Annotated in this window: 23 protein-coding genes; 10 read left to right on the forward strand and 13 right to left on the reverse strand. The window is 50.8% G+C overall.

Features of this window, described 5'->3' with window-relative positions:
- Positions 1-61: 61 nt before the first annotated feature.
- Both BLX24_RS10435 and BLX24_RS10445 read right to left on the reverse strand, forming a co-directional pair.
- A complete protein-coding gene (locus BLX24_RS10435) occupies positions 62-472 on the reverse strand; it encodes a type II toxin-antitoxin system VapC family toxin (protein ID WP_071503063.1) in 411 nt (136 codons plus the stop codon).
- Between the two features lie 294 nt (positions 473-766).
- Positions 767-1,726: a DUF2279 domain-containing protein gene (locus BLX24_RS10445; RefSeq protein ID WP_374755001.1), complete on the reverse strand. Its 960-nt coding sequence runs from the start codon at positions 1,724-1,726 to the stop codon at positions 767-769.
- A gap of 151 nt (positions 1,727-1,877) precedes the next feature.
- Between BLX24_RS10445 and BLX24_RS10450 the strand changes: the two genes are divergently transcribed.
- From BLX24_RS10450 to BLX24_RS10470, 5 genes are all read left to right on the forward strand, one after another.
- Complete coding sequence (locus BLX24_RS10450) at positions 1,878-3,569, forward strand: DUF6909 family protein (RefSeq protein ID WP_071503065.1); 1,692 nt, start codon at positions 1,878-1,880, stop codon at positions 3,567-3,569.
- A 1,085-nt stretch (positions 3,570-4,654) separates the two neighbouring features.
- Positions 4,655-5,776 (forward strand): pyridoxal phosphate-dependent aminotransferase, encoded by a 1,122-nt coding sequence (locus BLX24_RS10455; protein WP_177225817.1) that lies wholly within the window; start codon positions 4,655-4,657, stop codon positions 5,774-5,776.
- Positions 5,777-5,929: 153 nt separating this feature from the next.
- The gene (locus BLX24_RS10460) at positions 5,930-7,489 is read left to right on the forward strand and encodes a flavin monoamine oxidase family protein (protein WP_071503067.1); all 1,560 of its coding nucleotides are present in this window, start codon (positions 5,930-5,932) and stop codon (positions 7,487-7,489) included.
- Positions 7,490-7,493: 4 nt separating this feature from the next.
- A complete protein-coding gene (locus BLX24_RS10465; protein WP_071503068.1) occupies positions 7,494-8,429 on the forward strand; it encodes a Hint domain-containing protein in 936 nt (311 codons plus the stop codon).
- A gap of 243 nt (positions 8,430-8,672) precedes the next feature.
- The gene (locus tag BLX24_RS10470; protein WP_071503069.1) at positions 8,673-10,061 is read left to right on the forward strand and encodes a glycosyltransferase family protein; all 1,389 of its coding nucleotides are present in this window, start codon (positions 8,673-8,675) and stop codon (positions 10,059-10,061) included.
- Positions 10,062-10,140: 79 nt separating this feature from the next.
- On the opposite strand, the gene fumC is transcribed toward BLX24_RS10470, so the two are convergent.
- The 3 genes from fumC to zwf all read right to left on the reverse strand — a co-directional run bounded on the left by fumC (position 10,141) and on the right by zwf (position 13,942).
- Entirely contained in the window at positions 10,141-11,544 is a 1,404-nt protein-coding gene (gene fumC, locus BLX24_RS10475; RefSeq protein ID WP_071503070.1) for a class II fumarate hydratase, read from the reverse strand.
- A 172-nt stretch (positions 11,545-11,716) separates the two neighbouring features.
- Entirely contained in the window at positions 11,717-12,430 is a 714-nt protein-coding gene (gene pgl / locus BLX24_RS10480) for a 6-phosphogluconolactonase (protein ID WP_071503071.1), read from the reverse strand.
- Positions 12,431-12,436: 6 nt separating this feature from the next.
- Positions 12,437-13,942 carry a glucose-6-phosphate dehydrogenase gene (gene zwf / locus BLX24_RS10485; RefSeq protein ID WP_071503072.1) on the reverse strand — a complete coding sequence of 502 codons (1,506 nt, stop codon included), beginning with the start codon at positions 13,940-13,942 and terminating at the stop codon, positions 12,437-12,439.
- Positions 13,943-14,034: 92 nt separating this feature from the next.
- Here zwf and rpiB point away from each other — a divergent pair, with 92 nt between their 5' ends.
- On the forward strand, positions 14,035-14,463 hold the full coding sequence (gene rpiB / locus BLX24_RS10490) for a ribose 5-phosphate isomerase B (protein WP_071503073.1): 429 nt from the start codon (positions 14,035-14,037) through the stop codon (positions 14,461-14,463).
- Positions 14,464-14,570: 107 nt separating this feature from the next.
- Here the strand turns inward: rpiB and BLX24_RS10495 are convergent, their stop codons facing one another.
- A complete protein-coding gene (locus tag BLX24_RS10495; RefSeq protein ID WP_071503074.1) occupies positions 14,571-15,287 on the reverse strand; it encodes a hypothetical protein in 717 nt (238 codons plus the stop codon).
- A gap of 422 nt (positions 15,288-15,709) precedes the next feature.
- Between BLX24_RS10495 and BLX24_RS10500 the strand changes: the two genes are divergently transcribed.
- A complete protein-coding gene (locus BLX24_RS10500; RefSeq protein ID WP_071503075.1) occupies positions 15,710-16,324 on the forward strand; it encodes a 3'-5' exonuclease in 615 nt (204 codons plus the stop codon).
- Between the two features lie 58 nt (positions 16,325-16,382).
- Here BLX24_RS10500 and BLX24_RS10505 read toward each other — a convergent pair whose 3' ends face one another.
- The 4 genes from BLX24_RS10505 to BLX24_RS10520 all read right to left on the reverse strand — a co-directional run bounded on the left by BLX24_RS10505 (position 16,383) and on the right by BLX24_RS10520 (position 19,458).
- Positions 16,383-16,925 carry a DUF4136 domain-containing protein gene (locus BLX24_RS10505; RefSeq protein ID WP_071503219.1) on the reverse strand — a complete coding sequence of 181 codons (543 nt, stop codon included), beginning with the start codon at positions 16,923-16,925 and terminating at the stop codon, positions 16,383-16,385.
- 46 nt (positions 16,926-16,971) lie between these two features.
- Complete coding sequence (locus tag BLX24_RS10510; protein WP_071503076.1) at positions 16,972-17,484, reverse strand: DinB family protein; 513 nt, start codon at positions 17,482-17,484, stop codon at positions 16,972-16,974.
- A gap of 124 nt (positions 17,485-17,608) precedes the next feature.
- Positions 17,609-18,991, reverse strand: a complete 1,383-nt coding sequence (locus BLX24_RS10515) for a sialate O-acetylesterase (RefSeq protein WP_071503077.1) — start codon at positions 18,989-18,991, stop codon at positions 17,609-17,611.
- On the reverse strand, positions 18,988-19,458 hold the full coding sequence (locus BLX24_RS10520; RefSeq protein ID WP_071503078.1) for a GNAT family N-acetyltransferase: 471 nt from the start codon (positions 19,456-19,458) through the stop codon (positions 18,988-18,990). Before BLX24_RS10520 ends, BLX24_RS10515 begins: the two co-directional genes overlap by 4 nt.
- Positions 19,459-19,532: 74 nt before the next feature.
- Here BLX24_RS10520 and BLX24_RS10525 point away from each other — a divergent pair, with 74 nt between their 5' ends.
- Entirely contained in the window at positions 19,533-19,811 is a 279-nt protein-coding gene (locus BLX24_RS10525) for an Rdx family protein (RefSeq protein WP_083421903.1), read from the forward strand.
- A 119-nt stretch (positions 19,812-19,930) separates the two neighbouring features.
- Complete coding sequence (locus BLX24_RS10530) at positions 19,931-20,137, forward strand: hypothetical protein (RefSeq protein ID WP_071503080.1); 207 nt, start codon at positions 19,931-19,933, stop codon at positions 20,135-20,137.
- 81 nt (positions 20,138-20,218) lie between these two features.
- On the opposite strand, the gene BLX24_RS10535 is transcribed toward BLX24_RS10530, so the two are convergent.
- On the reverse strand, positions 20,219-21,010 hold the full coding sequence (locus tag BLX24_RS10535; protein WP_177225818.1) for a M23 family metallopeptidase: 792 nt from the start codon (positions 21,008-21,010) through the stop codon (positions 20,219-20,221).
- A gap of 157 nt (positions 21,011-21,167) precedes the next feature.
- Here BLX24_RS10535 and BLX24_RS10540 point away from each other — a divergent pair, with 157 nt between their 5' ends.
- Positions 21,168-21,953 carry a MerR family transcriptional regulator gene (locus BLX24_RS10540; RefSeq protein ID WP_071503220.1) on the forward strand — a complete coding sequence of 262 codons (786 nt, stop codon included), beginning with the start codon at positions 21,168-21,170 and terminating at the stop codon, positions 21,951-21,953.
- A 58-nt stretch (positions 21,954-22,011) separates the two neighbouring features.
- On the opposite strand, the gene BLX24_RS10545 is transcribed toward BLX24_RS10540, so the two are convergent.
- Positions 22,012-24,543, reverse strand: coding sequence for an ATP-dependent Clp protease ATP-binding subunit (locus tag BLX24_RS10545; protein ID WP_071503082.1), 2,532 nt, complete (start codon positions 24,541-24,543; stop codon positions 22,012-22,014).
- 186 nt (positions 24,544-24,729) lie between these two features.
- On the reverse strand, positions 24,730-25,329 hold the full coding sequence (locus tag BLX24_RS10550; protein ID WP_229201755.1) for a WbqC family protein: 600 nt from the start codon (positions 25,327-25,329) through the stop codon (positions 24,730-24,732).
- Positions 25,330-25,414 lie beyond the last annotated feature (85 nt).

A 25,414-nucleotide genomic window follows, 5' to 3' on the forward strand; every position in this document is an offset into this window, starting at 1 on the left:
AAAAGCATTCTGGTATCAGGCAGCTTATCTTTATAATGCCTGTTGATCATCAACGGTTCGTTTACTGTGTACCGTATTGATGTTTGAACCTTGGGCGGTAAAACGATATTCCATCTATAAAATTGAAATCCTTCTTATTAAACGTAAATAAGTGAACAGGATATGTTAACGCAGTTGCGGCAATGATCATGTCCGCAATCCCCGGACGTCTGGTGTAGTGTTCCCACGTCAGGTGAAGTAGTTGACGCGATATATCTCCATCAAGGCCGATGACATTAAACTTATTGATTGTCTCTATAGTTTTCCGTTTTTCACTTTGCTTCATTCCTACATACATCTCTGCTTCCGAAATTACACTCAGGTATAAACGGGAAAAACCTATTGCATCTAACTCCTGAATCATATTAGGAACACCCCGGAAATAATCAAACAGGACATTTGAATCGCAGAGAATCATCTCCTTCCGGGCCATGCCTTTACTCTGATGGATTGAAAGGTACGATCATCATTCTCCCAGATACCCCCAAAAGAAGCGGGCGAATCGTCCGGCGTTGCATTACTTTTCCTTATTAATGGAATTGACGGTTCATTGATTGCCTCTGTATCAATTCCGTTATCAGCCAAAACCTTTATGGCCTTTTCAAAATCCTGATCATTAACTATCAGCATCCTCATAAACTATGGAATTTATTCTCTGAATATAACAACTTTTTCCGGTGTTTGACTCCAACTTAGTATTTGACGTAGCAATTATTCCAAAGTCATTTTACTCCTTCCCGACCAGCAACGGGTGAAACCGTAAGCCGTTGAGGCGGTTGTATTCCAGCGAAGGGGCCGCGATTTTCATAAACTGGGCGGTACCGATAAACCGCTGCCACGAGGGGTTCAGGGTCCGGATACGCGAAAAATCGGCGTCCGGCGAGAGAAAAAACTGCCGGTAGCGCTCAAAATGCAGTTCCTTGCCCGCCGCATCCAGTACCCGTGGATTTTCGTGACCGCCGATCATCCCGCTCCCGCTGTAGCCAACGGCAAGGTTAAGCCAGCGCGGGAACTGCGGGCCCACCGGCAACACCGATGCCACATTCATCGACAACCAGTATTGCTGGGCATTGTAATCTTTCAGCAGTTGCACACCAGTCGTTTTGCCCAGCAGGTTCGGGCGGTATTGCGCATAGATGCTTTTGCGCCAGCCGTATTTCAGGTTCACTTTCTGCTCGCCCCACGCATACTGTTGCCCGACAAACAAGGCGGTTCCGGCCGCATTGGCAATCATATCGCCCTTCGAAAACCCCCAGCCTTCCGAATAACCGTCGTAGACTTCCAGCGTCGACTGAAACAGGAGCGCCAGCAAGCCACCCGTCAGAATAGAAGCCCGTTCGTTGACCCCGCTCCAGCGAAAAAGCTCGTAGCCGCCCCGGCTCATCAGGTAGGCCGTTGCCGAATGCCCGACCTTATCCATCTGCAACCATTCCCGGTTGTCGTTGAAGGTATGAAACGGGACACTTTTCTTGTACCACTGCTTTTTCAGCATCAGTAAGGTAAGACCGTAGAAGACAGCAGTACCAGCCACAACACCGATAAACCGGCCTTTCCGGATACCCGCAGGCTCCGGCGGCGCAAGAACCGGTGTCAGCGACTGCGCCATAACCGGCCCCATCAACAGCCAGCCGGCTAACCCCATCCATATGGTTTTCCGCACATTACTCATGCCGCGAAGTTCGGGCAAAAAGTTGACAGCCGCTCCCCGCTCCCCGAAAGTTTTTCCCCGCCTGAGGCAACGGTCTGCAACCGGAGATTACGGTTTGATAATCTGCCCCCCATCGTAAATCAGGAAGAATCGCCGTATCTTTCGCCCATCACGAAGTCATTACCCACTCATGCATCAGTCTCCGCCTCTCACGCGCGCGCAGGCATCGCGCACCGCCATCGAACGATTATACATCTCGATGCGTCAATTATTTAACCGTGGTTTTTATAAACCCTCAGGCGTATCGGCCGAAGAAATGCGGCGGGCCCTGCTGACACTCAGTCCCGAAATTTACGGCTCCGTCAACGACCCGCAGCGCGTCGAACTCGACGGCCTTGTTTATGTGATGGACCGCCTGCCGAAGGGCATCGAATCATGCCGGATCATTACCCTGGCGTCGAAAGAAGGCTATGAGCATTCCCATTTTCCGGTTCTGATTCCGGCCAAACGCCGCCGTAACTGCTATCGTATTGATCAGGAGCAAATGGTGATTGAAGTGACCAACGGCCGCAGCGAAATTTACGATATCCTGACCCACCTGACGTTTATGTACATGGAGGCCGACAAAATCCGGCGCAACGCCTTCGAAGGCCGTGGCAGTAAACAACGGGAATGGGAAAAACTCGAAGCTATTGTTAAATCGGGCGGAAAGGTGGCCGAAGACGAACGCGAACTGGCCCTGACGTACCTGAGCTCTATTCTGGGCCGCACGTTCGAAGAAACGCAGCAGGCTTATCAACGCTTTGAGGAAACGGCGGGCACCAACACCGGTCTTTTTCAGATTGTGTACGGCCTTGGCAACACGTCGATCCGGGAAGCAAACGAAGGCATTGACCGTGAGATCAACTTTACGCTGATGCTGCGCGAACGCATCGGTCAACACCTCTACGGCGAACGCTGGGCTACCCGTATCAAGGAATACATCTGGGCCCAGGGCTTACAGGACCGTCCGATTCATATCATCAGTGCCAACCCGCATAGTGTCGTCAATAGCCTGTATGCACCGGCCGCACTGGCCGACAGCCTTTCGTGGGACAACATCTATGACCTCGCCCTGACCCTCAGCCAGCCATCGCAGCGGACGCTGGGGCATCGGGTGTTCAGCTACGCCCGCGAGCACGGGTTGCATGTACTCGAAGATCAGGCCGGTACCAGTTTGCTGGTTCAGTTGATTGATACTGCCCAAATCGAGATCCCGAAGCTATCGCCCGACATTGTGCACAATCCGGCTATTATCGCCACCGAAAAGCCACTGCTGCTGGTGATGGATTATGCCTTCGGCGAACAGGCCTTTGAAACAATGGACGAACTCCTCAAGCCGTTCAAACGAAACGGCGAGTCGTTCCCCCTGAATGTGGCGTCGATTTCGATCATGGGCAAAGCCGGCATCCTGACCGGCGACAAAGGCGATCTGATGATCCCGACTTCGCATATTTTCGAAGGTACAGCCGACAACTATCCGCTGGACAATGACTTTACCAAAGCCGACTTTGAGCAGTACGGCATTGATGCATTCGAAGGAGCCATGATTACCGTTCTGGGTACCTCATTGCAGAATAAGGATGTCCTGAGCTATTTCAAAAACGCTTCGTGGCAGGCTATCGGACTCGAAATGGAAGGCGCCCACTACCAGAAAGCGATTCAGGCACAGGCGAAAATCCGGAAAAGTATTTCGGCCAACGTTAAGGTACGGTACGCATACTATGCGTCTGACAACCCGCTCATCACCGGCGCTACGCTCGCCTCGGGCAGTCTGGGCACCATCGGCGTTAAGCCTACGTACCTGATTACGGTAAAATGCCTGGAGAAAATTTTTAATTAGGAGGATGCTTTCTTGATACCGGATACGGGTAGTACGACTGTTAGATGCTGGATACCGGATGCCACCAGCCAGGAAGGCCGGTTGTGGTACTCCGGTAATACAAACGAGGCATGGCTTAGGAGCCGTGCCTCGTTTCGTTATTGGGGTTCTGTTTGTTATCAGATTGTCTTCTAAGCTATTATTCTATGATAATCATCGTTTAAACGCCATGGTACGATCGATAGATACATGATTTTACCGTATGTTAATCAGAACCCCGTTTTCAGTTTACCACTCAGTCATTTGTTTTCATCGTTAAAGCACGCTTAACCCGATTGCGACGGGGCCGAAGAACAGGCCGCATATGTCCCCCATTCCCGGCGACAATCGGGCAAGCGTGACCAGGCAAGAGAGGTAACTCTCCTTATCGTATCATCCTGCCGGATGCGTAATTCAATACTTCTGTTTTGAGAATACATTACTAACCAATCGCTTATATACACGAACAGCGTTTTCGTGTCGTTGGCTGGCTTTTATAAAACCCTTCAAGTGCGGCCAAAAGGATTCTTCAGAGCAACGTTAAATTGTATTTTTTCTAATTACGTCAGCTAACTTATATAATCCGAAAGCATTAATCAACTTTTAAGGCATAATATTTTTTATAAATCCCATTATTCAGTTCATTATTAAAGTATTTCTACATTTTAACCAATTTTTATTCTAAATCACAAGTATACACAATTCTCAAAAAGAATATCCTGACCAAATATACAAAAACCTATATTTATAAATATCTGACATTTTTTGCAGTATACAGGCTATTTTTCAACCAATATTTCTTCATTTAACACATTTTTCAAAAAAAATACCGAAAATTTAAACTTCTCTATGCAACATATAAATTGAACTTTATTACTTTTGTATCGCAGCAGCAACAATTGATTGCAGGCATGCTTCAAGATAAACCAGGCAAGACGATTTATCTCTGACTTTAAACGATCCGAATTACAAATCATTAACCGCAACCTAACACAAGCGTAGTTATGTCAAATTCTTTATCTCGTCGTCAGTGGTTGAAATCCGGTCTTTTAGCATCAGCCGGTACGATGGCTCTGCCTGCATTTGTTAACGAAGCCTATGCCACGGCACTCACCGGTCCGTACGGCACCGTATATGCTGACCGCGAACGCGAACTGGCTTTTGAAGCGGCCCTGGCGGCCGCTCCGCAACTGAAAGCACGTCTTTCGGCCAACGAAAACCCATGGGGCCCGTCTGCTAAGGCCAAAGAAGCGTTGATTAAGTCGGTTGATACATCCTTTCTCTACGCAGGTCCGGTTGTGATGGAACTACGGAAGATGATTGCCCAACAAGCCGGTGTTTCGGAAGAACACATTCTGTTGGGTGCCGGATCGTCTGAACTGCTGTCGGCCAGTGTAATGATGGCTGCTCCGAAAGGAAAAATCCTGATGGCTGACCCCTGCTACATCTCCAGCCGCGATGACAAAAGCGACAGCAGCGGGATGCAGCTCGATAAAGTGGCCTTAACGAAAGACTACCAATACGACCTGAACGCCATGGCACCCCGCGTGTCGTCGCAGACAAGTCTGGTGTATATCTGTAACCCAAACAACCCGACCGGTGTCATGTTACCCGCCGAACAACTCCGTTCGTTCTGTGAAAGCATGTCGCCCAAAGCACCGGTTCTGGTTGACGAAGCCTACATTGACTATGCGCCTAACCCGAAAACCGACAGCATGGTCGACTGCATCCGTAAAGGACAAAACGTCATCGTGCTTCGTACTATGTCAAAGCTGCATGCCTTTGCCGGCCTCCGCGTAGGCTACGCCATTGCTCAGCCAGCGATGATTAAAGAACTCCGGAAATACTGCTCAGGTGGTTTTTCCATCTCTACACCGTCGGCAGCAGCAGCTCTTGCGAGCTTAGCAGACACCGAGTTTCAGAATTTTGCACTTCAGAAAACAAATGAATCGAAGAAGTTTTTGTATGACTTCTTAAAACAAGCCGACTACAGTTGGCTACCTTCATCAACAAACTTTGTTTTATTCCCGCTTCGCATGAAGAGTCAACCTTTCATGGCGAAGATGATGGAAGAAGGCGTCAGCGTCCGCCGCTGGGAATTCGACAACCAGCACTGGTGTCGGGTAAGCATCGGCACGCTCGACCAGATGAAAGCCTTCGCAGGAGCTTTCCAGAAAGTGGTAAGCTAAATCCATTGAGTGATTGAGCGAATGAGTGAATGAGCGATAAAACATCGCAATTCACTCATTCGCTCAATCACTCAATCATGAATTTCGCTATCTTTATCTCCATGTTTGGCCTCGCCTGGCCCTTTGTTTACCTTCCAACACATTTGATTTTGTATGTTAACCAGGCGTGATTTTCTTGAACGTTCCGGTCTGGGTTCGCTCGGCCTTATGGGTCTGGGCATGATTCCGGAAGCCCCCGCCAACGCGTTTGCTCTTGAGCGGACAGTAACCGGCAAAAAAGTATTAATCTTAGGTGGTGGTTTAGCGGGCTTGTGCTCAGCGTATGAGCTGGGCAAACTGGGCTACCAATGTACCATCCTCGAAGCCCGGCCACGGGTAGGGGGCCGCGTATGGACCGTCCGGAAAGGAACCACCGAAACCGAAATCGGCGGCACGGCGCAGACCTGTCAGTATGATCAGGGCTTGTTTTTCAATGCCGGTGCCGGCCGGATTCCGCATACCCATGCGCTGACCCTGCACTATTGCCGCGAACTGGGTGTTAAGCTCGTTCCGTTTCTGAACGTAAATGAATCGGCCTACCTTTACATGGAAGGTAGCGGCCCGCTCGCTAACCGGGCCATCCGGCAACGGGAGTTCCACAATGACCTGCGCGGTTTCACCGCCGAACTGCTTGCCAAAGTGGCCAACCAGCAATCGCTCGACAGTGCCATGACCAAAGACGATGTGGAACAGCTCATCGGCTTTCTGCGCATGGAAGGGGATCTGAGTCCGGATTTACTCTATAAAACAACCGAGCGACGCGGCTTTAAAACGCCGCAGGGAGCCGGCGATAAACCGGGAGAATTCAGCGACGCCCATCGCCTGCTCGATTATATCCGGTCGGGAATTTTCCATCCTTCGCTCTCCAATTACGGCGAATATACCCTCTATCAGCAACCGCCCATGCTGCAACCTCCGGGTGGTATGGACGAAATTCCGAAAGCCTTTGAGAAACACCTGACGGGTAAAATCCTGTACGGGGCCGAAATTTCCGAAATCCGGAAAACGCAGCCGGGCGTCCGGGTGGTGTATACCGACAAGAAAACCGGTGCCAAAAAAGAGCTGACCGGCGACTATGCCATTTGTGCCATTCCGCTGCCGGTACTGCGCAAAATGCAGTCCGACTTCTCCCCTGCGGTTCAGCGGGCAGCCGACTTTGTACCGTATGTTAATACCGGTAAAATCGGTCTGTCGTTCAAACGCCGCTTCTGGGAAGAAGACGACTACATCTATGGCGGGTTGTCGAAAACCAACATGGATATCAACCAGATTATTTACCCGTCGCAGGATATTATGGGTAAAGGCGGCGTGCTCTGGGGCTATTACAACTTCAATGAGAAAGCCGTTAAGCTCGGCAATATGTCCCTGAAAGAGCGGGAAGCCCTGGCACTGGAACAAGGCGGCAAAATTCACCCGCAATACAAACAGGAGTTTGCGTCATCGTTTTCGCTGGCCTGGCAAAAAATACAGTACAATCAGGGCGGCTGGGCCAACTGGTCAACCGAAGCACGGAACCGCCATTACAAAGCCCTGACCCAGCCCGATGACGACATTTACTTTGCCGGCGAACACGTCAGCTACCTGACGGCATGGATGGCCGGTGCACTCGAATCTGCCCGGATGGTAGTCGGGCAATTACACAAACGCGTTAGTCAGACAGCTAGCAAACAATAATACCATGAAAAAACTCCTTTACGTAAGTCTCGCCCTGCTGATGCACGTCACGGCATGGGCTCAGGAAGAAAAACGCGGTATTACAACCGCCGAATTTACCGCCGCGAAAGCAGCCACCTTTAAAAACATTGAGAAAGATTCGTATTTCAAATCGGGCGGTCTGGTGTTCGACCGCAACGATGAGAAACCGCCGTATACCTTCAAATTCAGCGACGGGCTCGAACGTAAGGTGTATCTCTACAGCCTCTTTGGCGCCGAAGACATGAAGTCGGTAGGGACACTGGCCGTTTTTACGTGGTCAAAAAGTCCGAAACCACTGCTGGTTTGCATTCCGAACACGCTGGCCGACAAAGCCATCTGGGGGCAGTATATCGACGACCTGAAAGACGGTGCAAAACAGGCTGACGGTTTCGCCGTATGCCTGGCCTTTGCCTTGTCGCGTGAATTTTCGGGCGGCACCAAGGCAGAGGGGGAAAAAGCCGGAGAAAAAGACCATAACGAGTTCTGCTTCCCGGCCGATACGTACGTGTCACTCGCGAATGGCCTTGAAAAGCGGATGGACGCTATTCTGCCCGGCGACGAAATTGCCGGTTTCGGTACACAAACCGTGGCGAAGGTTACAACCCATTACGGTTCATTTGCCATCAGTCAGGTAGTTATCCGCCCTGTTGAAAGCATGCTGGCAACCGCCCATACTGCCCATACGCTGGTTACCCTCGAAGCAACTGCTAATCACCCGATCCTGACAGCTGCCGGACGCAAGGCGATGGGCTCCCTGACCAAAGGAGACTACGTTTTTGTTGCCAATGGCCGCAGCTACCAACTGGCCGAGGTCATCGCGACGCAGGCTAATGTCCGCCAAACCAGCCGTGTGTACTCCATCGACACCCGGAACGGTATGTCGGTAATCAACGGCGTTGTTACTTTAGACAAAGAGTAAGCTAATTCTATATTCCTATTCTTAAACGTCCGGCCATTTTCGTCGGACGTTTTTTTTATAACCATCCAGAAGTTTAAATAAAAACAGGCTATGATGTAACTAATACAACCATTAAAGTTTTACATTATATTTGAGACAAAATCCATAACCAGCTAAACAATACCTTCTCGCCTTCCGGCCAGTTAAATCTTATTATCTACCTGTTTGAAAAATCCATTCAACCTCTCATCAGATAAGCTTACAGTGGGCCTGCTACTCCTGGTCTGCCTGGCTATAGCAACTTATGTGTTCCGGAATCCATCGGGTGACGATGCCTGGTTTGCCGAACAATCGTACTGGCTAAACCAGACGGGTATCGTTCGGTCCAACTTTTTTACCGGCGTTCTGGGCTGGGATACACAACTGCTGGTCAGTCACAAATTATTTCTGTGCGTAGGCGCGGTTCTGATGTCTTTGTTCGGCAACAACCTTGTTGCCGTTCAGCTAAGCGGCCTGATTTTCTTCCTGATCATGGTGGCGGAGATCGGTTCGTATGTCTATAAACGGGAGCAGTCATGGCAGTCATTTTACCTGCTCGCCATCCTGATCCTGATTTTCTCGAACCGCCTGCTGATCCGGATGAGCTTTGAAAACCGGCCAGAAATGATGCTGGCCGCTCTGGGTTTCGGCTCCTTTCTTTGCCTGAATGGCGCCCAAACCAAATCCTTACGGACTATTCTGGCCGGCATTCTCGCCGGTCTGGCGTTTCTGACCCACCTCAACGGCACCATTTACAGTTTTGCGGGACTGGCCCTGTTATTGTATCAGCGCGACTATAAATCAGCCTTCCTTTTCAGCATCAGTACCGGTCTGGTCAGCCTGTGTTATTTTATCGATATATTTAGTGCCAACAGCGGTCTTCCTACCTGGCTTTATCAGTTCCTCCATGATCCGGCGACCCAAAATGCGTTCGGTCTCTGGCCAAAGCTACTGGTTTTTTTCACCTATCCGAAAATGTTTTTCCAGCCGCTTGAGGTTCTGGCGCTTTCACTGGTTCTCCTTTTTGTCGGGTACACCCAACGGAAGTTGATCCGGACGTTACCGCCGAAGCTTTCCGTTTACTTTCTCGCTCTGACTATTAGTTTCTGGCTGATTACCAAAAAGAACTCCGGTTTTTATACCCTTCTGTTTATGCCGTTCATGTTTATACTACTCTATGAACTGTACCGGCTGAATCCGTTCCGGAACCGGGGGTTATATGTTGTACTGGCGGCTTACTTTATCATCGGGCTTTATGGAATTGTGGAGATCATTTACAAGAATTTCTCAAAGCCGTATCTCCCCGAAGCCTACGCCTCACTCCGTACTCAGATTCCGGCTCATGCCCACGGTCTGGTCCCGCTTACGTTTTTTTTCAACGACTATGCGCGTTATGACAAGCTGATTGCTTACGAAAGTTTCCTGTTTCAGTTTAACGAGTCAGAACGCAACAAGGAACGCCTCGCCGCATGGGCCAAAGCCGAAAACCTCCGCTTTATGCTGGTTGATTATAAATATGACCGGGCAGACTTCGTACCCGACGAAAAAACAACAAAGCTCGGCGATTTCCGCCGCACCTATACCGATGGCCGGTTTGCCGTATACAGACGATAAGGATCGCCCAAAAAAGAATTGGCACGAGCGGAGGGGAACCCTCCGCTCGTGCCAATTCTGAAATACCGTTGTCCCGAAACTAGACGTTAATCTCACCCACCATATCGCCCGGAATCACCCACTGATCGAACTCTTCGGCCGTCAGGTAACCCAGTCTGATAGCGGTTTCTTTCAGCGTCGATCCGTCGCGGTGAGCAGTCTGAGCAATTTCAGCGGCTTTGTAATAGCCGATTTTTGTGTTCAGCGCCGTAACCAGCATCAGCGAGTTGTTTACGTGCTTCGTAATGTTTTCTTCAATCGGACGGATGCCTTCCGCACACTTATCGTTGAACGACACGCACACATCGCCGATCAGGCGGGCCGAGTGCAGGAAGTTGTAAATCATTACCGGCTTGAACACGTTCAGTTCGAAGTGACCCATGGCTCCACCAAAGTTGATCGCCACGTCGTTGCCCATTACCTGAGCCGCTACCATCGTCATTGCCTCACACTGAGTCGGGTTCACCTTACCCGGCATGATTGACGAACCCGGTTCGTTGTCCGGAATAAAGATTTCGCCGATGCCGGCCCGTGGTCCCGACGACAGCATCCGGATATCGTTCCCGATTTTCATCAGGCTGGCCGCTACGGTTTTCAAGGCACCATGGGCTTCCACAATGGCGTCGTGGGCAGCCAGGGCTTCGAATTTATTCTCCGCCGTTACAAATGGCAGGCCGGTCAGCGCAGCAATGTGTTTAGCGACATTCTCTGAATAGTTCGGCGGGGTGTTGATACCGGTACCAACAGCCGTACCGCCAAGAGCCAGTTCCGACAGGTGAGCCAGCGTGTTTTTAATAGCCCGCAGACCATGGTCCAGTTGTGAAACATAACCCGAAAACTCCTGCCCCAGTGTCAGCGGCGTGGCGTCCATGAAGTGGGTCCGGCCGATTTTTACAACGTTTTTAAACTCCACAGCCTTGGCATGCAGCGTGTTCCGGAGCTTTTCAATCCCGGGAATCGTTACTTCGATCAGAATTTTGTAGGCTGCAATGTGCATCGCTGTCGGGAACGTATCGTTCGATGACTGCGATTTATTCACGTCGTCGTTCGGATGCAGAAACTTCTTCTCATCTGCCAGTTCGCCGCCCTGAATAACGTGACCGCGGTAGGCAACCACTTCATTCACGTTCATATTCGACTGCGTACCCGAACCTGTCTGCCAGACCACCAGCGGAAACTGGTCGTCGAGTTTACCGTCCAGAATTTCGTCGCAGACCTGACCAATCAGATCGCATTTTTCTTTCGGCAATACGCCCGCGTCGAAGTTCGTCAGCGCCGCTGCCTTTTTCAGATAAGCAAACGCACGGACAATTTCGCGGGGCATTTTATTGATGTCCTGCGCAATTTTAAAGTTTTCGATGGACCGCTGGGTCTGGGCTCCCCAATAAACGTGAGCCGGTACCTGCACCTTGCCCATCGTGTCTTTTTCAATGCGAAATTCCATAGTATAGTTAAAGAGCGAAAGAGTGAATGAGTGAATGAGCGATTTTGTGACACATCCATCGCCCGTTCACTCTCGTAAATTTCGCTGCAAAGGTAAAGCACAGGGCAATATCCTGGCCGGTAATTCAAAATTTTCCTGGTCAATCCCTATAGATTGGGGTTGATTTACTGGCTTAGAGTAAAGCCCCTGCCGCCTCGTCGATAAACCAGATCAGCTGGCCATCGGTTGGTTTTATGACCTGCGAGGGGTACTGATCCGGCAGGTATGGGCCTTCCAGAACCGCTTTCAGTGTTTCGGCCTTGCCGGCTCCGGCCACCAGAAAAGCCACGCAGGCAGCCTGATTGACGACCGGTGCGGTCAGTGTAATCCGGTACATACGCTGACTCGCCAGCCAGAACGCACTTGTCCAGGCATCCTGCTCATGGACTACATCCTGCCCCGGAAAGAGTGACAGCGTATGGCCGTCGTCGCCCATGCCGAGCAACACCAGATCAAAGGTGGCAGGCTGTCCGTCGAACAGCGAATGCAGGGTGTAGGCATACTCACGGGCCGCTTCCAGCGGCTCCAGGTCGGTCCGCATCACGTGGATATGCTCTTCCGGCACGGGCACATGGTTCAGCAACGTATCGTAGGCCATCCGGGCGTTATTCCGCTCATCGGCAAAGGGAACGGCCCGTTCGTCACCCCAGAATACCTGCCATTTCGACCAGTCGGTTTGTGAGCGGTACGGCTCAGCCGCCAGCAGCATATGCAGCGTTTTCGGCGTACTCCCCCCCGACAGCGCGATGGCAAACCGCCCCTGCCGCTGAATGACCTCGTTGGCATAGCCAATCAGCCAGTCTGCCACGCGGGTGGCCAGTTCGTCCGTTTTTGTTTTAATGATCATCCTGTTCTAGACCTTTACATTTACCCAATGGTGTCCATCCTGCGCGATCAACGCTTCTGCATCTTCGGGGCCCCACGAACCCGGCTGGTAGTTTGGAAAATCGACCGGCTGGCGTTTTTGCCAGACGTCCAGAATCGGGGTAACGACCTGCCATGCCTGATCGACCTGATCGGCCCGCATAAACAAGGTGGCATCACCCTGCATCACATCCAGTAACAGGGTTTCGTAAGCTTCCGGCTGCTGCCCGTCGAAGGCATCCATGTAGTTAAACACCATCTCGACCGGATTCAGCATCATCGACTGCCCGGGCCGTTTAGCCTGGAAGCGCAGGCGAATATCCATATCCGGTTGTATACTGATAATTAACCGGTTAGGACGCCATGTATCGGCCGACTCCTGCGGAAATGCAAAATGCGGGGCCGACTTAAACTCAATGGTAATCTGGGTCTTTTTCTGTTGGAGAAACTTACCCGTACGGACATAAAACGGTACACCCGACCAGCGCCAGTTGTCGACAAAAAACTTCACGGCGGCAAACGTCTCGGTCGCTGATTCGTGTTTAACGCCTTCTTCATCGCGGTAGGCCACTACCTTTTTGCCCTTTACCACACCCGCGTCATATTGTCCGCGTACGGCATTGTCGCGCACGGCTTCGTGCGTAAAATGGCGGATCGCACTCAGCACGTCGACTTTCTTGTTCCGGATTTCGTCAGCATCAAATGATACCGGTGCCTCCATCGCAATCAGACACAAAATCTGGAGGAGGTGGTTCTGTACCATATCCCGTAGCGCCCCCGACGTTTCGTAATATCCGCCCCGGCCTTCCAGCCCGACGGTTTCGGCGGCAGTAATCTGAATATGGTCAATATAATTGCGGTTCCATAGCGGTTCGAATAAGGCATTGGCAAACCGGAGCGCCAGAATATTCTGTACGGTTTCTTTGCCAAGGTAATGATCAATCCGGTAAATCTGTTTTTCGGCAAACAGTCCGCCCAGCAGGTTGTTCAGCGAACGGGCACTTTCCAGATCGTGGCCAAACGGTTTTTCGACCACAATCCGTACCCGCGACGTATCGCCGCAGAGGGGCAATTTGCCCAGATTAGTCGCAATATCCGGAACCAGCTGGGGCGCAACAGCCAGATAAAAAATAACATTCGCCTGTGTCTTCCACTCTTTTTCCTTATCATTAACCCAATCGGCAATCTTTTTGTAGGCGTCGGCATCTTCGCCATCCATGTTCAGGTAAGCAACCGATTTTGAAAAGACATCCCAGTTTGTATCAAGGTCATCTTTCTGCCGCGAAAATGCCTTAATGCCTTCCAGCAAGCGGTCACGGTATGAGCTATCGCTATATTTACTACGGCCGATACCGACCACAGCAAACTGCTCCGGCAGGTATCCATCGAGCGATAAATTGTAAAGTGCAGGTGTTAATTTCCGGTAGTTGAGGTCACCACTTCCGCCAAAAATAAAGACAATCGAGGCGGGTGGTCGTTTTGTAGTTGCAGTCATGGTAAACTGTGCTTGTTTTCTTTGTAACAGCCAAGCCCGCAAAAACGTTATATTCTGCGTAAAAATCGCCTTTTTAACATGAAATTATTCTTATGAAAATAGCCATTGGATCCGACCACGCGGGTTTCCGGTATAAGGAAGCCATCAAGAAACTGCTGACTGATCTCGGCCATGAGGTTGTCGATAAGGGCACCGACAGCGAAGCTCCTGTTGATTATCCGGTATTTATACGTCCTGTGGCTGAGGCCGTTGCGGCGGGCGACGTTGCGCGGGGCATTGTACTCGGCGGCTCCGGAAACGGGGAGGCCATGATGGCCAACCGCATCAAGGGTGTCCGGTGTGCGCTGTGCTGGAACGAAGAGTCGGCACGGCTCGGCCGATTGCATAATGACGCCAATGTGATCTCTATCGGCGAACGGATGGTCTCCGAAGAAATGGCTCTTCAGATTGTCCGGATCTGGCTGGATACGCCCTTTGAAGGTGGCCGGCACCAACACCGCATTCAGTTACTGGATGCCTGAAAAAAGAAAGCGACCCAACTATCGAAAAGCCATCCGACACCACACGCACCATTTTGTGGATGAGCTTTCCGAAGTTGAGTCGTTTCTGACTTGTAGAGCCCCCAGCTCTAATTAGTTACTTTCGTTGCCGTCACCTTAATTTTGTTATAATACAAGGTGGTCACTCCCTCGAATCCGGAGTCTGTACCCACAATGACCCATAACTCACCTTTATCGTTGGTTTTGGCCGAAAACGTTTTGGTGGCGTTATCGCGCTGAATCAGTTTGTATTGTGTTACGTCGGTTCCGGCCCCGACATTGCCCAACAGGATCAGGTCTTTACCGCCTTCTGCCTGATTACCCTTGTCAAGGTTGAGGTGATAGAAATCGTTTTCTTTCACTTTGACCGGTTCGGTTGCCGACGCACCCGCTTTCAGGTAAACACTGCCTCCCGGCGAACCGCCGATGCCAATGCTGTTATCGGCATACGTTGACGCCAGTTCAATATCAAACCGAAGCTGATAGGTAGTGTTGGCGGTAAGGCCGGTTACCTTGCGCTTCACAAACATAAACATATCGTCGCTGCGGTTACTGCCACTAATCCGTAACGCTTTTTTGGTCGTATCCAGCGGAGCCGGTAACGCGGCATGCGTCAGGCTAAAGGCCATGATACTATCCTGCTGAGTACTGTAATCGGTAAAATCACCCGTCCAGCTATCCATATTCTGCTTAAAATCAGAATTTACCACAACACCATTATCCGGGGTGACTGAATCATTATCCTGCTGACAAGCAGACACTAAAGCCGCTAAGCCAAGCAGGCCATACATGAATGTACGCTTCATAAAAATTGAGTTTGTTAAAGTAAAATCAATCCCGGGATCTGAGAAAAAGACCCTCCCTTCCGGGAAAGCGTTGGAATACCCGGGGCAAATTCCGGGCAGTGTAGCAGGCAACTGACGGGTAAGCTACTTTCTGTCAATGTACTAGGGCCGTAAAAAAAAATTATTTTTTCCGCTAAAACCGGTACGGTCTGGTCAATACAGAGTGGGTAAAACAAAAAATCCCTTGCTGTTAACAGCAAGGGATTTTTCTTATGTGCGAGTTGTAGTAGTAAAACGCCGGGGCACATCAATTTGTTTCCTGTCAGAAAAATAGTCCGATTATTTTTCACAAATATTCTCGTTATTACCAATTATCTTCGTTCGTAAATAAAAAGCCTTTCTTTTAAGTCTTTTTGCAAACCTAACTTGAACCAATAACACGAATGCCCTTTCTTGTTCTTGACCTTGAGATGACCGGCCCCGAGCCGGACTGGAATGAAATCATCCAGATTGGTGCCGTTTTATACGACGATGCCTGGGTAGAAAAGGGTCGGTATCTGACCAATGTATACCCCGAAAATGAAGAAGCCTTTTCGTCTTATTCTGAGAAGATCCACAATATCTCGCTGGCCGAACTGGAGGATGCGCCGATGATCTACGACGTTCTGCCCGAAATGGAAGAATGGATTATCGAACACCTTGGCATCCGCAAAACGCAGCAAACGTCTGATAATACGCCGTACCTGAAAAATGTCATTATCTGCGGCCAAAGCGTGATCAACGACATCAATTTTCTGAAAGAGGCTTACCGGCTCGAAAAACTGAAATGGCCCTACAGCCGCACCCTCGTTGACCTGCATACGCTGAGTTATTTTATCTTCCGTGTACTGAAGAAGAATAACCAGCGGGTTCCGGACCGGCTAAGCCTGACCGCCATTGCCGCACATTTTGGCCTTGAGCGGGAAGATGACTTTCATAATGCGCTGGAAGATGCCGTGTTGACCGCCGAATGCCTGAAACGAATTTATGCCATCGGCGATAAGATGCAGATTGCCTGATTACAGCAGCGCCGCTGCCGGAAATCCGGCAGCGGCGCTGCTGTGTCTGTCGGGCCTGTTAACTCTTCGGCATTTTCTCAAATAATTTGCCGACTGCCTGCTGCAACTCGTCATTGGCCAGTGGCTGCGAGGTGATTACCCGCGAAATAGCCGCGTCCCATACCAATGCATTCCGGTGTGCGTCAACAATGTGCACATTCAATGTCCCTTCCTGATAATTACCCACCGGCACTTCCTGGCTTTGCCAGTGATAACGCCGCTGCCCAACGTAAAGCGGTGCCTCCTGAATCGTTGTCTGACGGGTCTGGGTCTTTTCTCTGACGACCGCGCCTAAATTCACCAGCAGATCGGGATTATCGTTCGTCTGCTGATATCCTCTCCGTAACATCTGTGCGGCCACCTCTTTTTTAATACGCTCCATGGCGGCCATATAGTTGGTTCCCGGCTCCGAGGCAACCCGGTTTGTATCAATAAAGGCAAAGGTCCGGTAATCTGACCACGTTGCCGACCGGTCATTTTTGTTCTGCACAATCCGGTAGGGCGAGCAGCCGATAACGGTTATCAAAAAGAGCCCGATGATTCCTTTAACTGCGTTTTTCATGTTCATTAGTATTTCCTGTAAAACACGTTTAAACGCAGAACAGTTGCTAACGAGCCGCCTGTACCACCTTTACCGTCACCAGCAATTGCCCCAGATGCCGCATCGTGTGTTCGGCCGAATGGACCAGCAAACCCAATACAGTCGACGGGACCTGTGCACGACCTACGCCACGAAAATCGGTCAGGGTCTGTTCGTCGGTCTGGCGGAGCTGGGCGACCGCCTTGTCAACCTGCCGGTTAAATGCCTGGACCAGTTCCTGCACTGAGGTGCCGGTTGCCTGCGGTTTACCCTCCTGCGCCAATGCGTCGAGCTGCACCGGCGATAACATTTCCCCTCGCGCATAAGTATGCAACCGGTCAAGGACGCCCGTCAGATGCTGTAAATGAAAACCGGCCGATGCCAGACCGGCCGGCCGTTCCCACAACAGATCGTCGGACACCCCTTCCATCAACGCATTCACTTCTTCACGCGCCTGTAACAAGGCATGCGCTACCGGTTGTAATAACGCCGGCATATCGGGCAAAGCCCCCCGTAACCAGACTTCTTTTGTTTCTGCCATATGTATACACTTATCAAATCACGAAGGAAGCACTAATTCCATCAAAAAATGATAATAATTTCTTACACGGAATTATAAAGTCAGACAGGCAAAGCCTGCCAGCCATGTAAATAGACAAATCCGGTCATAAGTCCCAGTCGTCCGTACGGAACGGTATGACGGGCAGGCCCCCTTTACTGAACAGAACAGGCTCCGGTGCATCGCGGAACGCAAACCGAACCGCTACCGGATTGGCTACCGACGGGGCTGACACTTCGATCGTATTCCCCTTAACCCGTGCCTGTGCTTTGGTAAACACCTTATCCTGACCGGCAATTTCGAACTCCGTAATGTCGGCCCCCTTCACCATAAACCCGTCGGGTACGTTATCGAACAGTAACCGTACCACATTTCCGGCAATCTGCATCGAGCGGTATTGCGGGCTTTTGTATGGCCCAACCGCCTTGCCGTATGTCTCCGCCAGGGCGTAGTTGGCGAGCCTTAACCCGACTTCTTTTTTATATACCGGATGAATGTCCCTGATGTTATCAACCTGATCTGTAGTGATCACAATGCCCGATTTCGGCAGATCTGTGGCCCGTACCTGCGCCTCGCGCACGGCAGCAGTCTCATGTTTTCCGTTATAAGTGTACGGCGCAATCTGCACACTGTAAAACGGGAATTCCTTCTGCCACAAGCCCCGCCAGCTATCGACCATCACATGGGTCAGGTGGTAATAAGCACGGGGATCGTGCCGGTTCGATTCGCCCTGGTACCAGATAACGCCTGCTATCGGGAACTGCGTCAGTGGCGCAATCATGCCGTTATACAACACCCCGGCCTTATTCGGGCTCCACGGTGCCTTGCCGATGGCCTGTGCCGACTGCTTCAGATCAGGGTATAACATCACTAATGGCTCCGGTACCCAGCTTTCCATGTAGGATCCGCCCCAGCTTGCATCAATCAGCCCGATCGGCACATTCAGGGTTTGCTGTAGCTTCCGGCCAAAGAAAAAGCCAACGGCACTGAAGTTTTTCAGGCTGTTGGAATCACAGACGGCCCAGCTGCCCCTAACGGTCGACTGCGGATAATCGGCGGCTGTTTTCGGGACTTTCATGAACCGGATCATCGGATTGTAGGCCATGGGTAACTCGGCCCGGGCATCTCTTGCCCCATAGCCCGACATCTCCATATTCGACTGTCCCGAGCAAAGCCAGACCTCGCCGATCAGGATATTGGACAGCACGATTTTATTGTAGCCTTTGATGGTAATCTCATACGGGCCACCCGCCGCCGGCGTATGCAGCGTAACGCGCCACGTTGCGTTTTCGGCGCAGGTGATGCTGACAGGTTTGTTGTCCCAGCCGGCCGTAATTGTAATTTGCTCCGTAGGGTTAGCCCAGCCCCACAACGTAATGTCGGTCTGTTGTTGCAGCACCATATTGCTGTTCAGCATAGCGGGCAGAGACACATCGGCCCGCGCATAGGCTGCTGTCAGGAGCAGCAGAAAGCCAAAGAGTTGTTTCATGCGATTACGGATAACGGTTTTTCCATGCAGATGCTGGTCTCAAAACCAACATACGGCGGGTAATTGGCAGTACGGATATACCCCGCTTTTTGGTATAACCCTACCGCTTCGGGCTGTTTATTACCGGTTTCCAGCCGGGCTACTGTAAACTGTTCTTCGGCCGCCCACTCTTCCAGTGCCTTCAGCATGGTCATGGCGAGGCCGTTGCCTCTGGCCTCCGGTTTGACAAACATCCGTTTGATTTCCACTGCCTCACGTTCGGTCATGGGCCGGAAACACGCACACCCAACCGGTTGTTTATCCAGGTACGCAATGACCACACGGGCGGAGGTGTCTACCTTATTGAACCCGTCGTATTTGGCCTGATAGGGTTGGTACCGGATCCGGAGATCGGCATCCAGTCCGGCAATCAGCGCGATGAAGGCCGGATCGGCCGCCGTCGTTCGGTGTATTGTTACTAAACTCATGATCGTCGTTTCTGTAAAGAAGGCAAATCTGCCTAAATTTGATCGTACAACCGATAAACACGCCCAAAAATCGTTTGAAACCAACTGTGACTATCGAATATTGCCCGAAATGCGGCTGGCTCCTCCGGTCAGCATGGATGGCGCAGGAATTATTGACCACGTTTACCGGCGACGTGCACGGCGTACTGCTCCATCCATCGGAGGTCAGCGGGCGCTTCACGATCAGTATCGACGGACAGGAAATTTTTAACCGCAAGGTGGCCGGCCGGTTCCCCGAAATAAAAGAACTAAAGCAATTAGTCAGGGATATTGTTAATCCTGAAAAGAGTCTGGGGCATTCTGATAACCGGTAAAGCCGTTTTTGCCCAAATTCGGCTTAATTTTGTGCCTGACATAGGTAAATGCATAAATACCAACCCGGCTGGCCGGCCCATTACCGGTCGGCCTGACACAACTTAGTCAAACTGAAAAAATGGATAACGCAAACTTCCGACGCTTCTTTGGTGCCTTTCTGACCATTCTGGGCACGTTTGTTATTTTATTTGCGCTGGTTGCCTTCCTGAAAGACGGACAGGCCGTACTGGGCATGAGAGTTAAAAATCTGGGCGAAGCCATCGTACCGTTTCTGGTCGGTATGGTGTTCTTCATTGCCGGTGTGAGCCTGATCAACCGTACCTAGCCAGAGCGAGGCCTGACACACGGTGTCAGGCCTCGTTTTTTCTTCTCCAATATACAAAACCCCGGGTCATTTACCGGTTCTCTAATTAGCCAGATTAGCTGTCAGCAGCCACGTATACGTGTTGCGCGGTACGGGCAGGCCGTTTGGCTGAATGGCGAGGTACATCAGGTGCAGGTGCGTTGGTGACCTTGGATTATAGGCATTAAATCCGGTACGGCCTACTTCACTTATTTTCTGCCCCGCCCGCACCCACTGCCCGGGCGTTACGGCCACCACTTTGTTATGGGCGTAATAAAACAGACCGTGTAACACCGGGTCATAAATCCAGATCCAGTTTCCGCCGCGGTATTCGCTGCCGGGTTGCCAGCCGGTTTCAATACCCAGTACAATACCGGCTGTCATGGCCACCACATCTACCCGTTCGCCCGTTTTGTCGTCAACACTATCCTGATTACGGTCGGTGATAAAAATGTCGTGAGCCGGATGGCTACCCCGCACCTTATAATCGAACAGGTCGAAGCCTTTGTCGCGGTACCCCTCGCCATGGGTGCCTCCGATGGCTTTGGGGGTATAATTACGCAGCGGGAACACCATAGCCCCGACAGCGGCTTTCAGGACCGAAACGCTATCCTGTTTCAAGGTATCTTCGTCGGAACGCAGACGGGCCTGCAAACCGTGCATAATGCTGCTGAACCGCATCCGTGCCGAATCAGGACTGACCGTCTGCTCCCGGATTTCTACATAGAGCTGCTGAAAGTCCTGACAAAATTCGTACAGAGTCCGGCGATCTGAAGTATCCGCAATTACAGTTTGTGATGAAGCCGCATTAAACGTACCCAAAAGCACAGCCGCCACTAATCCCGTCAAACGCATGTATCTGGTAAAAAATAGAGTCACTAAATAGGTGATTGAGTTAGCTTGTCAAAATTAGGCGGTATCGGGCAGGTTTACCAAAAAAACAAAAATTTCTCTTGACTCTGACCTTGCGTCATAGCCTACATTTACGGCATCAATGCTGATCAAAACACGTATGCGCTCGTATTCTGTAAATAAACTGGCGAAACTGGCGGGTGTGAGTGTGCGCACACTCCATTACTACGACCGGCTTGGCCTGTTAAAACCGTCTGTCCGTACCGAGGCGCGGTACCGGCTCTATGGGGAGAAAGAACTTTACCGGCTACAGCAAATCCTGTTTTTCAGAGAGCTTGACTTTTCGCTGGCTGACATCCGCCAGTTGCTCGATGATCCGGACTTCGATCAGCTGGCGGCCCTGAAGGCGCATAAACACGCCCTTCAGGCACGCCGGGAGCGATTATCGGCATTGCTGATCACCATTGATAAAACAATGCTAACGTTAACAGGAGAATCAATTATGCTCACAGACGAAGAATTATATGCCGGCTTCCCGCCCGGAGAGGCGGAAAAATACCGGCAGGAAGCTATCAGTGCCTATGGTACCGCTGAAGTTGAGGCCTCAGAAGCCAGCCTGCGCCAATTAAGTCAAGCAGACCTGAACCGCCTGAAAGCTGAGCTGGAAGCCGTAAGCAAGGCGCTGTTTTCCAAACAACAACAGGCACCGGCTAGTCCGGACGTGCAGTCGCTTATTGCCAGACATTACGCCCTGATCCGGCAGTTCTGGGGTGAGGCTGTCTGCCGTAACAAAAACATGGCCGAAGCGTATGCCGGTTTAGGCCAGCTGTATGTCGACGATCCGCGCTTTACCCGACACGATGGTCTTGCCCAACCGGCCTTTGCGGCATTCATGCAACAGGCTATGGCCCATTTTGCAGAAACAACCCTGCGGGGAGGATACTAATAAAAACAAAACTCCCCGGGGATCTGAGATCCCCGGGGAGTTGATATATTGAGCCTGATTACTCCGTTACTTCTTCAGGTTTTTTGACGGTAATTGTGAGCGCTTCACCGGTACCATCGTAGTCGGCCATGAGGACATCGCCTTCTTTGAGGTCACCTTTCAGAATTTCCTCGGCGACCGGGTCTTCGAGGTACTTCTGAATCGCCCGGTTCAGCGGACGGGCACCATACTGCGGGTCGTAGCCTTTTTCCGACAGGAAGTCTTTCGCTTTTTCGGTCAGTTCTACTTTATACCCCAGGTTGATGACACGGTTCAGCAGTTTGCCTAACATCAGGTCGATGATACGGTGCAGGTCTTCGCGTTGCAGCGAGTTAAACACAATCACATCGTCCAGACGGTTCAGGAACTCAGGCGAGAAAGCCTTGCGTAATGCGTTCTGAATCGTGTTTTTCATCATCTCGTCCTGACTTTCCACTTTGGCCTTCGTACTGAAACCAATACCAGAACCGAAGTCTTTCAGGTCACGTACACCGATGTTCGATGTCATGATGATGATAGTATTCCGGAAGTCAACGCGGCGTCCCAGACCATCGGTCAGGATACCATCGTCGAGTACCTGCAGGAGGATATTGAATACATCAGGGTGTGCTTTTTCGATCTCATCGAGCAACACCACGCTGTATGGCTTCCGACGGATTTTTTCGGTCAGCTGGCCACCTTCTTCGTAACCAACATAGCCCGGAGGCGCTCCGACCAGACGGCTTACACTGAATTTCTCCATGTATTCCGACATATCGATCCGCACCAGCGCATCTTCTTTATCGAACAGATACGTTGCCAGTACTTTCGCCAGCTCCGTTTTACCTACCCCTGTCGGGCCGAGGAAGATGAATGAACCGATTGGTTTCTTCGGATCTTTCAGACCAACGCGCGTCCGCTGAATGGCTTTCACCAGTTTTTCAATGGCGGCATTCTGACCGATAACCCGACCTTTCAGTTCGTCGCCCATTTTCACGAGCTTCTTGCCTTCGTCGTTTGATACGTTGGTAACCGGGATACCGGTCATCATCGCAACCACTTCGGCTACGTTATCTTCCGTAACGGTATACCGGCGTTTCTTAGTATCTTCTTCCCAGGCTTGCTTAGCACGGTCAAGCTGATCGATCAGGCGTTTTTCCTTATCGCGCAGCTGAGCCGCTTCTTCGTATTTCTGGCTCTTAACAACCTGGTTTTTCTCCTTCTTGATATTCTCGATCTGCTCTTCGAGCTTCAGAATATCTTCCGGAACGGTAATGTTACTGATGTGTACGCGGGCCCCTACTTCGTCCATAACGTCGATGGCCTTATCGGGCAGGAAGCGGTCAGAAATATAGCGTTCTGACAGTTTCACCGCAGACTCAATGGCTTCCGGCGTATAGTTTACGTGGTGGTGATCCTCGTATTTATCCTTAATGTTGTTCAGGATTTCGATGGTTTCGTCGATCGACGTAGCATCGACCATCACCATCTGGAAACGACGGGCGAGGGCGCCGTCTTTCTCGATATACTGACGGTATTCGTCCAGCGTGGTAGCTCCGATACATTGAATATCGCCACGAGCCAGCGCCGGCTTGAACATGTTGGAGGCATCCAGTGAGCCCGAAGCGCCACCTGCCCCTACAATCGTGTGTAACTCATCGATGAACAGAATAACCTCAGGTGATTTTTCCAGTTCGTTCATGACGGCTTTCATCCGCTCTTCGAACTGACCACGGTATTTGGTACCGGCCACCAGGGAGGCAAGATCAAGGGTTACAACGCGTTTGCCGAACAAGACGCGGCTAACCTTTTTCTGAACGATCCGCAGGGCCAGTCCTTCAGCGATGGCTGTTTTACCGACACCCGGCTCACCAATCAGGATCGGGTTATTTTTCTTCCGGCGGCTCAGAACCTGGGCCACACGTTCAATTTCTTTTTCACGGCCGACAATCGGGTCAAGTTTGCCCAGCTCGGCGAGTTTAGTCAGGTCACGGCCAAAGTTATCCAGCACAGGCGTCCGCGATTTTTCGGTGCCTTTAGGATCCTTGCCCGAACCAGAGCTACCGCTGCCACCGAACATACCACGATCGTTATCGTCGTCGTCTGTTTCGGGGCCCATATGCGGACGGGTTCCGGATGATTGATATTCGAGCATCTCCTTTATTACTTCGTAGTTGACGTTGTACTTATTCAGAATCTGCGTGGCAACATTGTCTTCATCGCGCAGAATTGACAACAATAAGTGCTCCGTTCCGATGAGCGGGCTCTTAAAAATTTTAGCTTCGAGATAAGTAATCTTCAGCGTTTTTTCCGACTGACGGGTCAGCGGGATATTCGCCAGATTCTTGACGTTATTTGTGGCGGTTCCTTTGGTAGCCTGTTCGATGGTGATCCGGAGTTCATCCAGCGATAGGCCCAGTTTTTTCAGCAGCCCTACGGCTACACCCTCGCCTTCGCGAATCATACCCAGCAGCAGGTGCTCCGTACCAATATAGTCGTGCCCCAGCCGCAAAGCTTCTTCCCGACTCAGCGAGATAACTTCTTTTACACGGTTTGAAAATTTTGCATCCATTCGCTTTGGCTCTCCTGTCGTAAGCGGTGTTAATAGCTTAACGAATTTTATTTTGGGTTTGTTCACCAAGAGAAAAATGAGTGAATTGCGATTGAGTGAATCAGTGAACAGCTAATTAAACAGCCCGATTTATCACTAATAGTATATCTCTTGTCAAAATCACTAATTCGCTCACTTGCTCAATCACTAAATCAAATATCGCCTGGCTTCCGGCCCCTGGCAGAACATTATGTCCAGCAGACTTAAGTTTGGTACAAAATCAGGGCCAAAGTTCTGCGCATACGGGCTGGGCTGGTAAAAGGTATAGTTTCCGGTCCGTTTACGGGCATTGAGCCGTGAGCGTGCGTCAAAAATACCGGCAGCCGGGACCTTTTCATAACATTCTGTCAGGTTTACAGGCAGTTTAGTACGCAACCACTTCCGACAAATTGTCAGTATTTCCCAATTCAGATCGAACAGATACGTCCAGTTCTTACGGAAAACGGCCTGTACATCGGGGCCGTAGTAGTCAAAAAAAGGCGCTTTACCGTAGGCGGCCTGTAAACAGCGCCAGTGACGGTCCTGCCAGTGCTGGCTGTTATCTATCTGTACCTCCCGGATGGGCTGATGAGGGGCAAGGCTTTGTACAGGTACAGTCAAACAATCGATCTTATTTGCAGTCAGTACATAACACCGGTTCCGGTAGCTTTGCTTCTGGTAATGCTCATGCGCTTCAATCCATGTCTGATCGTGTGTCAGCAGTCCCGAAAAAAAGTCAAGGCCGGGCCAGTAATGCAACTCGATCAATAGTTCAGATAATTCAGTCGGCGTTTGGTACTTTTCCAATAAATCTACACGTAATTGTTCCCAATTAACAGAAAAAACCGATACA

Origin of the sequence: Arsenicibacter rosenii (genome assembly GCF_001870735.1) — a bacterium.
GTDB classification, from domain to species: Bacteria; Bacteroidota; Bacteroidia; order Cytophagales; family Spirosomataceae; genus Arsenicibacter; species Arsenicibacter rosenii.

Coding starts and splice junctions, on each gene's coding strand:
- BLX24_RS10435 (WP_071503063.1), bottom strand. CDS start 472: ATGGCCCGGAAGGAGATGATTCTCTGCGATTCAAATGTCCTGTTTGAT.
- BLX24_RS10450 (WP_071503065.1), top strand. CDS start 1,878: ATGCATCAGTCTCCGCCTCTCACGCGCGCGCAGGCATCGCGCACCGCC.
- BLX24_RS10455 (WP_177225817.1), top strand. CDS start 4,655: ATGGCTCTGCCTGCATTTGTTAACGAAGCCTATGCCACGGCACTCACC.
- BLX24_RS10460 (WP_071503067.1), top strand. CDS start 5,930: ATGTTAACCAGGCGTGATTTTCTTGAACGTTCCGGTCTGGGTTCGCTC.
- BLX24_RS10465 (WP_071503068.1), top strand. CDS start 7,494: ATGAAAAAACTCCTTTACGTAAGTCTCGCCCTGCTGATGCACGTCACG.
- fumC (WP_071503070.1), bottom strand. CDS start 11,544: ATGGAATTTCGCATTGAAAAAGACACGATGGGCAAGGTGCAGGTACCG.
- pgl (WP_071503071.1), bottom strand. CDS start 12,430: ATGATCATTAAAACAAAAACGGACGAACTGGCCACCCGCGTGGCAGAC.
- zwf (WP_071503072.1), bottom strand. CDS start 13,942: ATGACTGCAACTACAAAACGACCACCCGCCTCGATTGTCTTTATTTTT.
- rpiB (WP_071503073.1), top strand. CDS start 14,035: ATGAAAATAGCCATTGGATCCGACCACGCGGGTTTCCGGTATAAGGAA.
- BLX24_RS10495 (WP_071503074.1), bottom strand. CDS start 15,287: ATGAAGCGTACATTCATGTATGGCCTGCTTGGCTTAGCGGCTTTAGTG.
- BLX24_RS10500 (WP_071503075.1), top strand. CDS start 15,710: ATGCCCTTTCTTGTTCTTGACCTTGAGATGACCGGCCCCGAGCCGGAC.
- BLX24_RS10505 (WP_071503219.1), bottom strand. CDS start 16,925: ATGAAAAACGCAGTTAAAGGAATCATCGGGCTCTTTTTGATAACCGTT.
- BLX24_RS10510 (WP_071503076.1), bottom strand. CDS start 17,484: ATGGCAGAAACAAAAGAAGTCTGGTTACGGGGGGCTTTGCCCGATATG.
- BLX24_RS10515 (WP_071503077.1), bottom strand. CDS start 18,991: ATGAAACAACTCTTTGGCTTTCTGCTGCTCCTGACAGCAGCCTATGCG.
- BLX24_RS10520 (WP_071503078.1), bottom strand. CDS start 19,458: ATGAGTTTAGTAACAATACACCGAACGACGGCGGCCGATCCGGCCTTC.
- BLX24_RS10530 (WP_071503080.1), top strand. CDS start 19,931: ATGGATAACGCAAACTTCCGACGCTTCTTTGGTGCCTTTCTGACCATT.
- BLX24_RS10535 (WP_177225818.1), bottom strand. CDS start 21,010: ATGCGTTTGACGGGATTAGTGGCGGCTGTGCTTTTGGGTACGTTTAAT.
- BLX24_RS10540 (WP_071503220.1), top strand. CDS start 21,168: ATGCGCTCGTATTCTGTAAATAAACTGGCGAAACTGGCGGGTGTGAGT.
- BLX24_RS10545 (WP_071503082.1), bottom strand. CDS start 24,543: ATGGATGCAAAATTTTCAAACCGTGTAAAAGAAGTTATCTCGCTGAGT.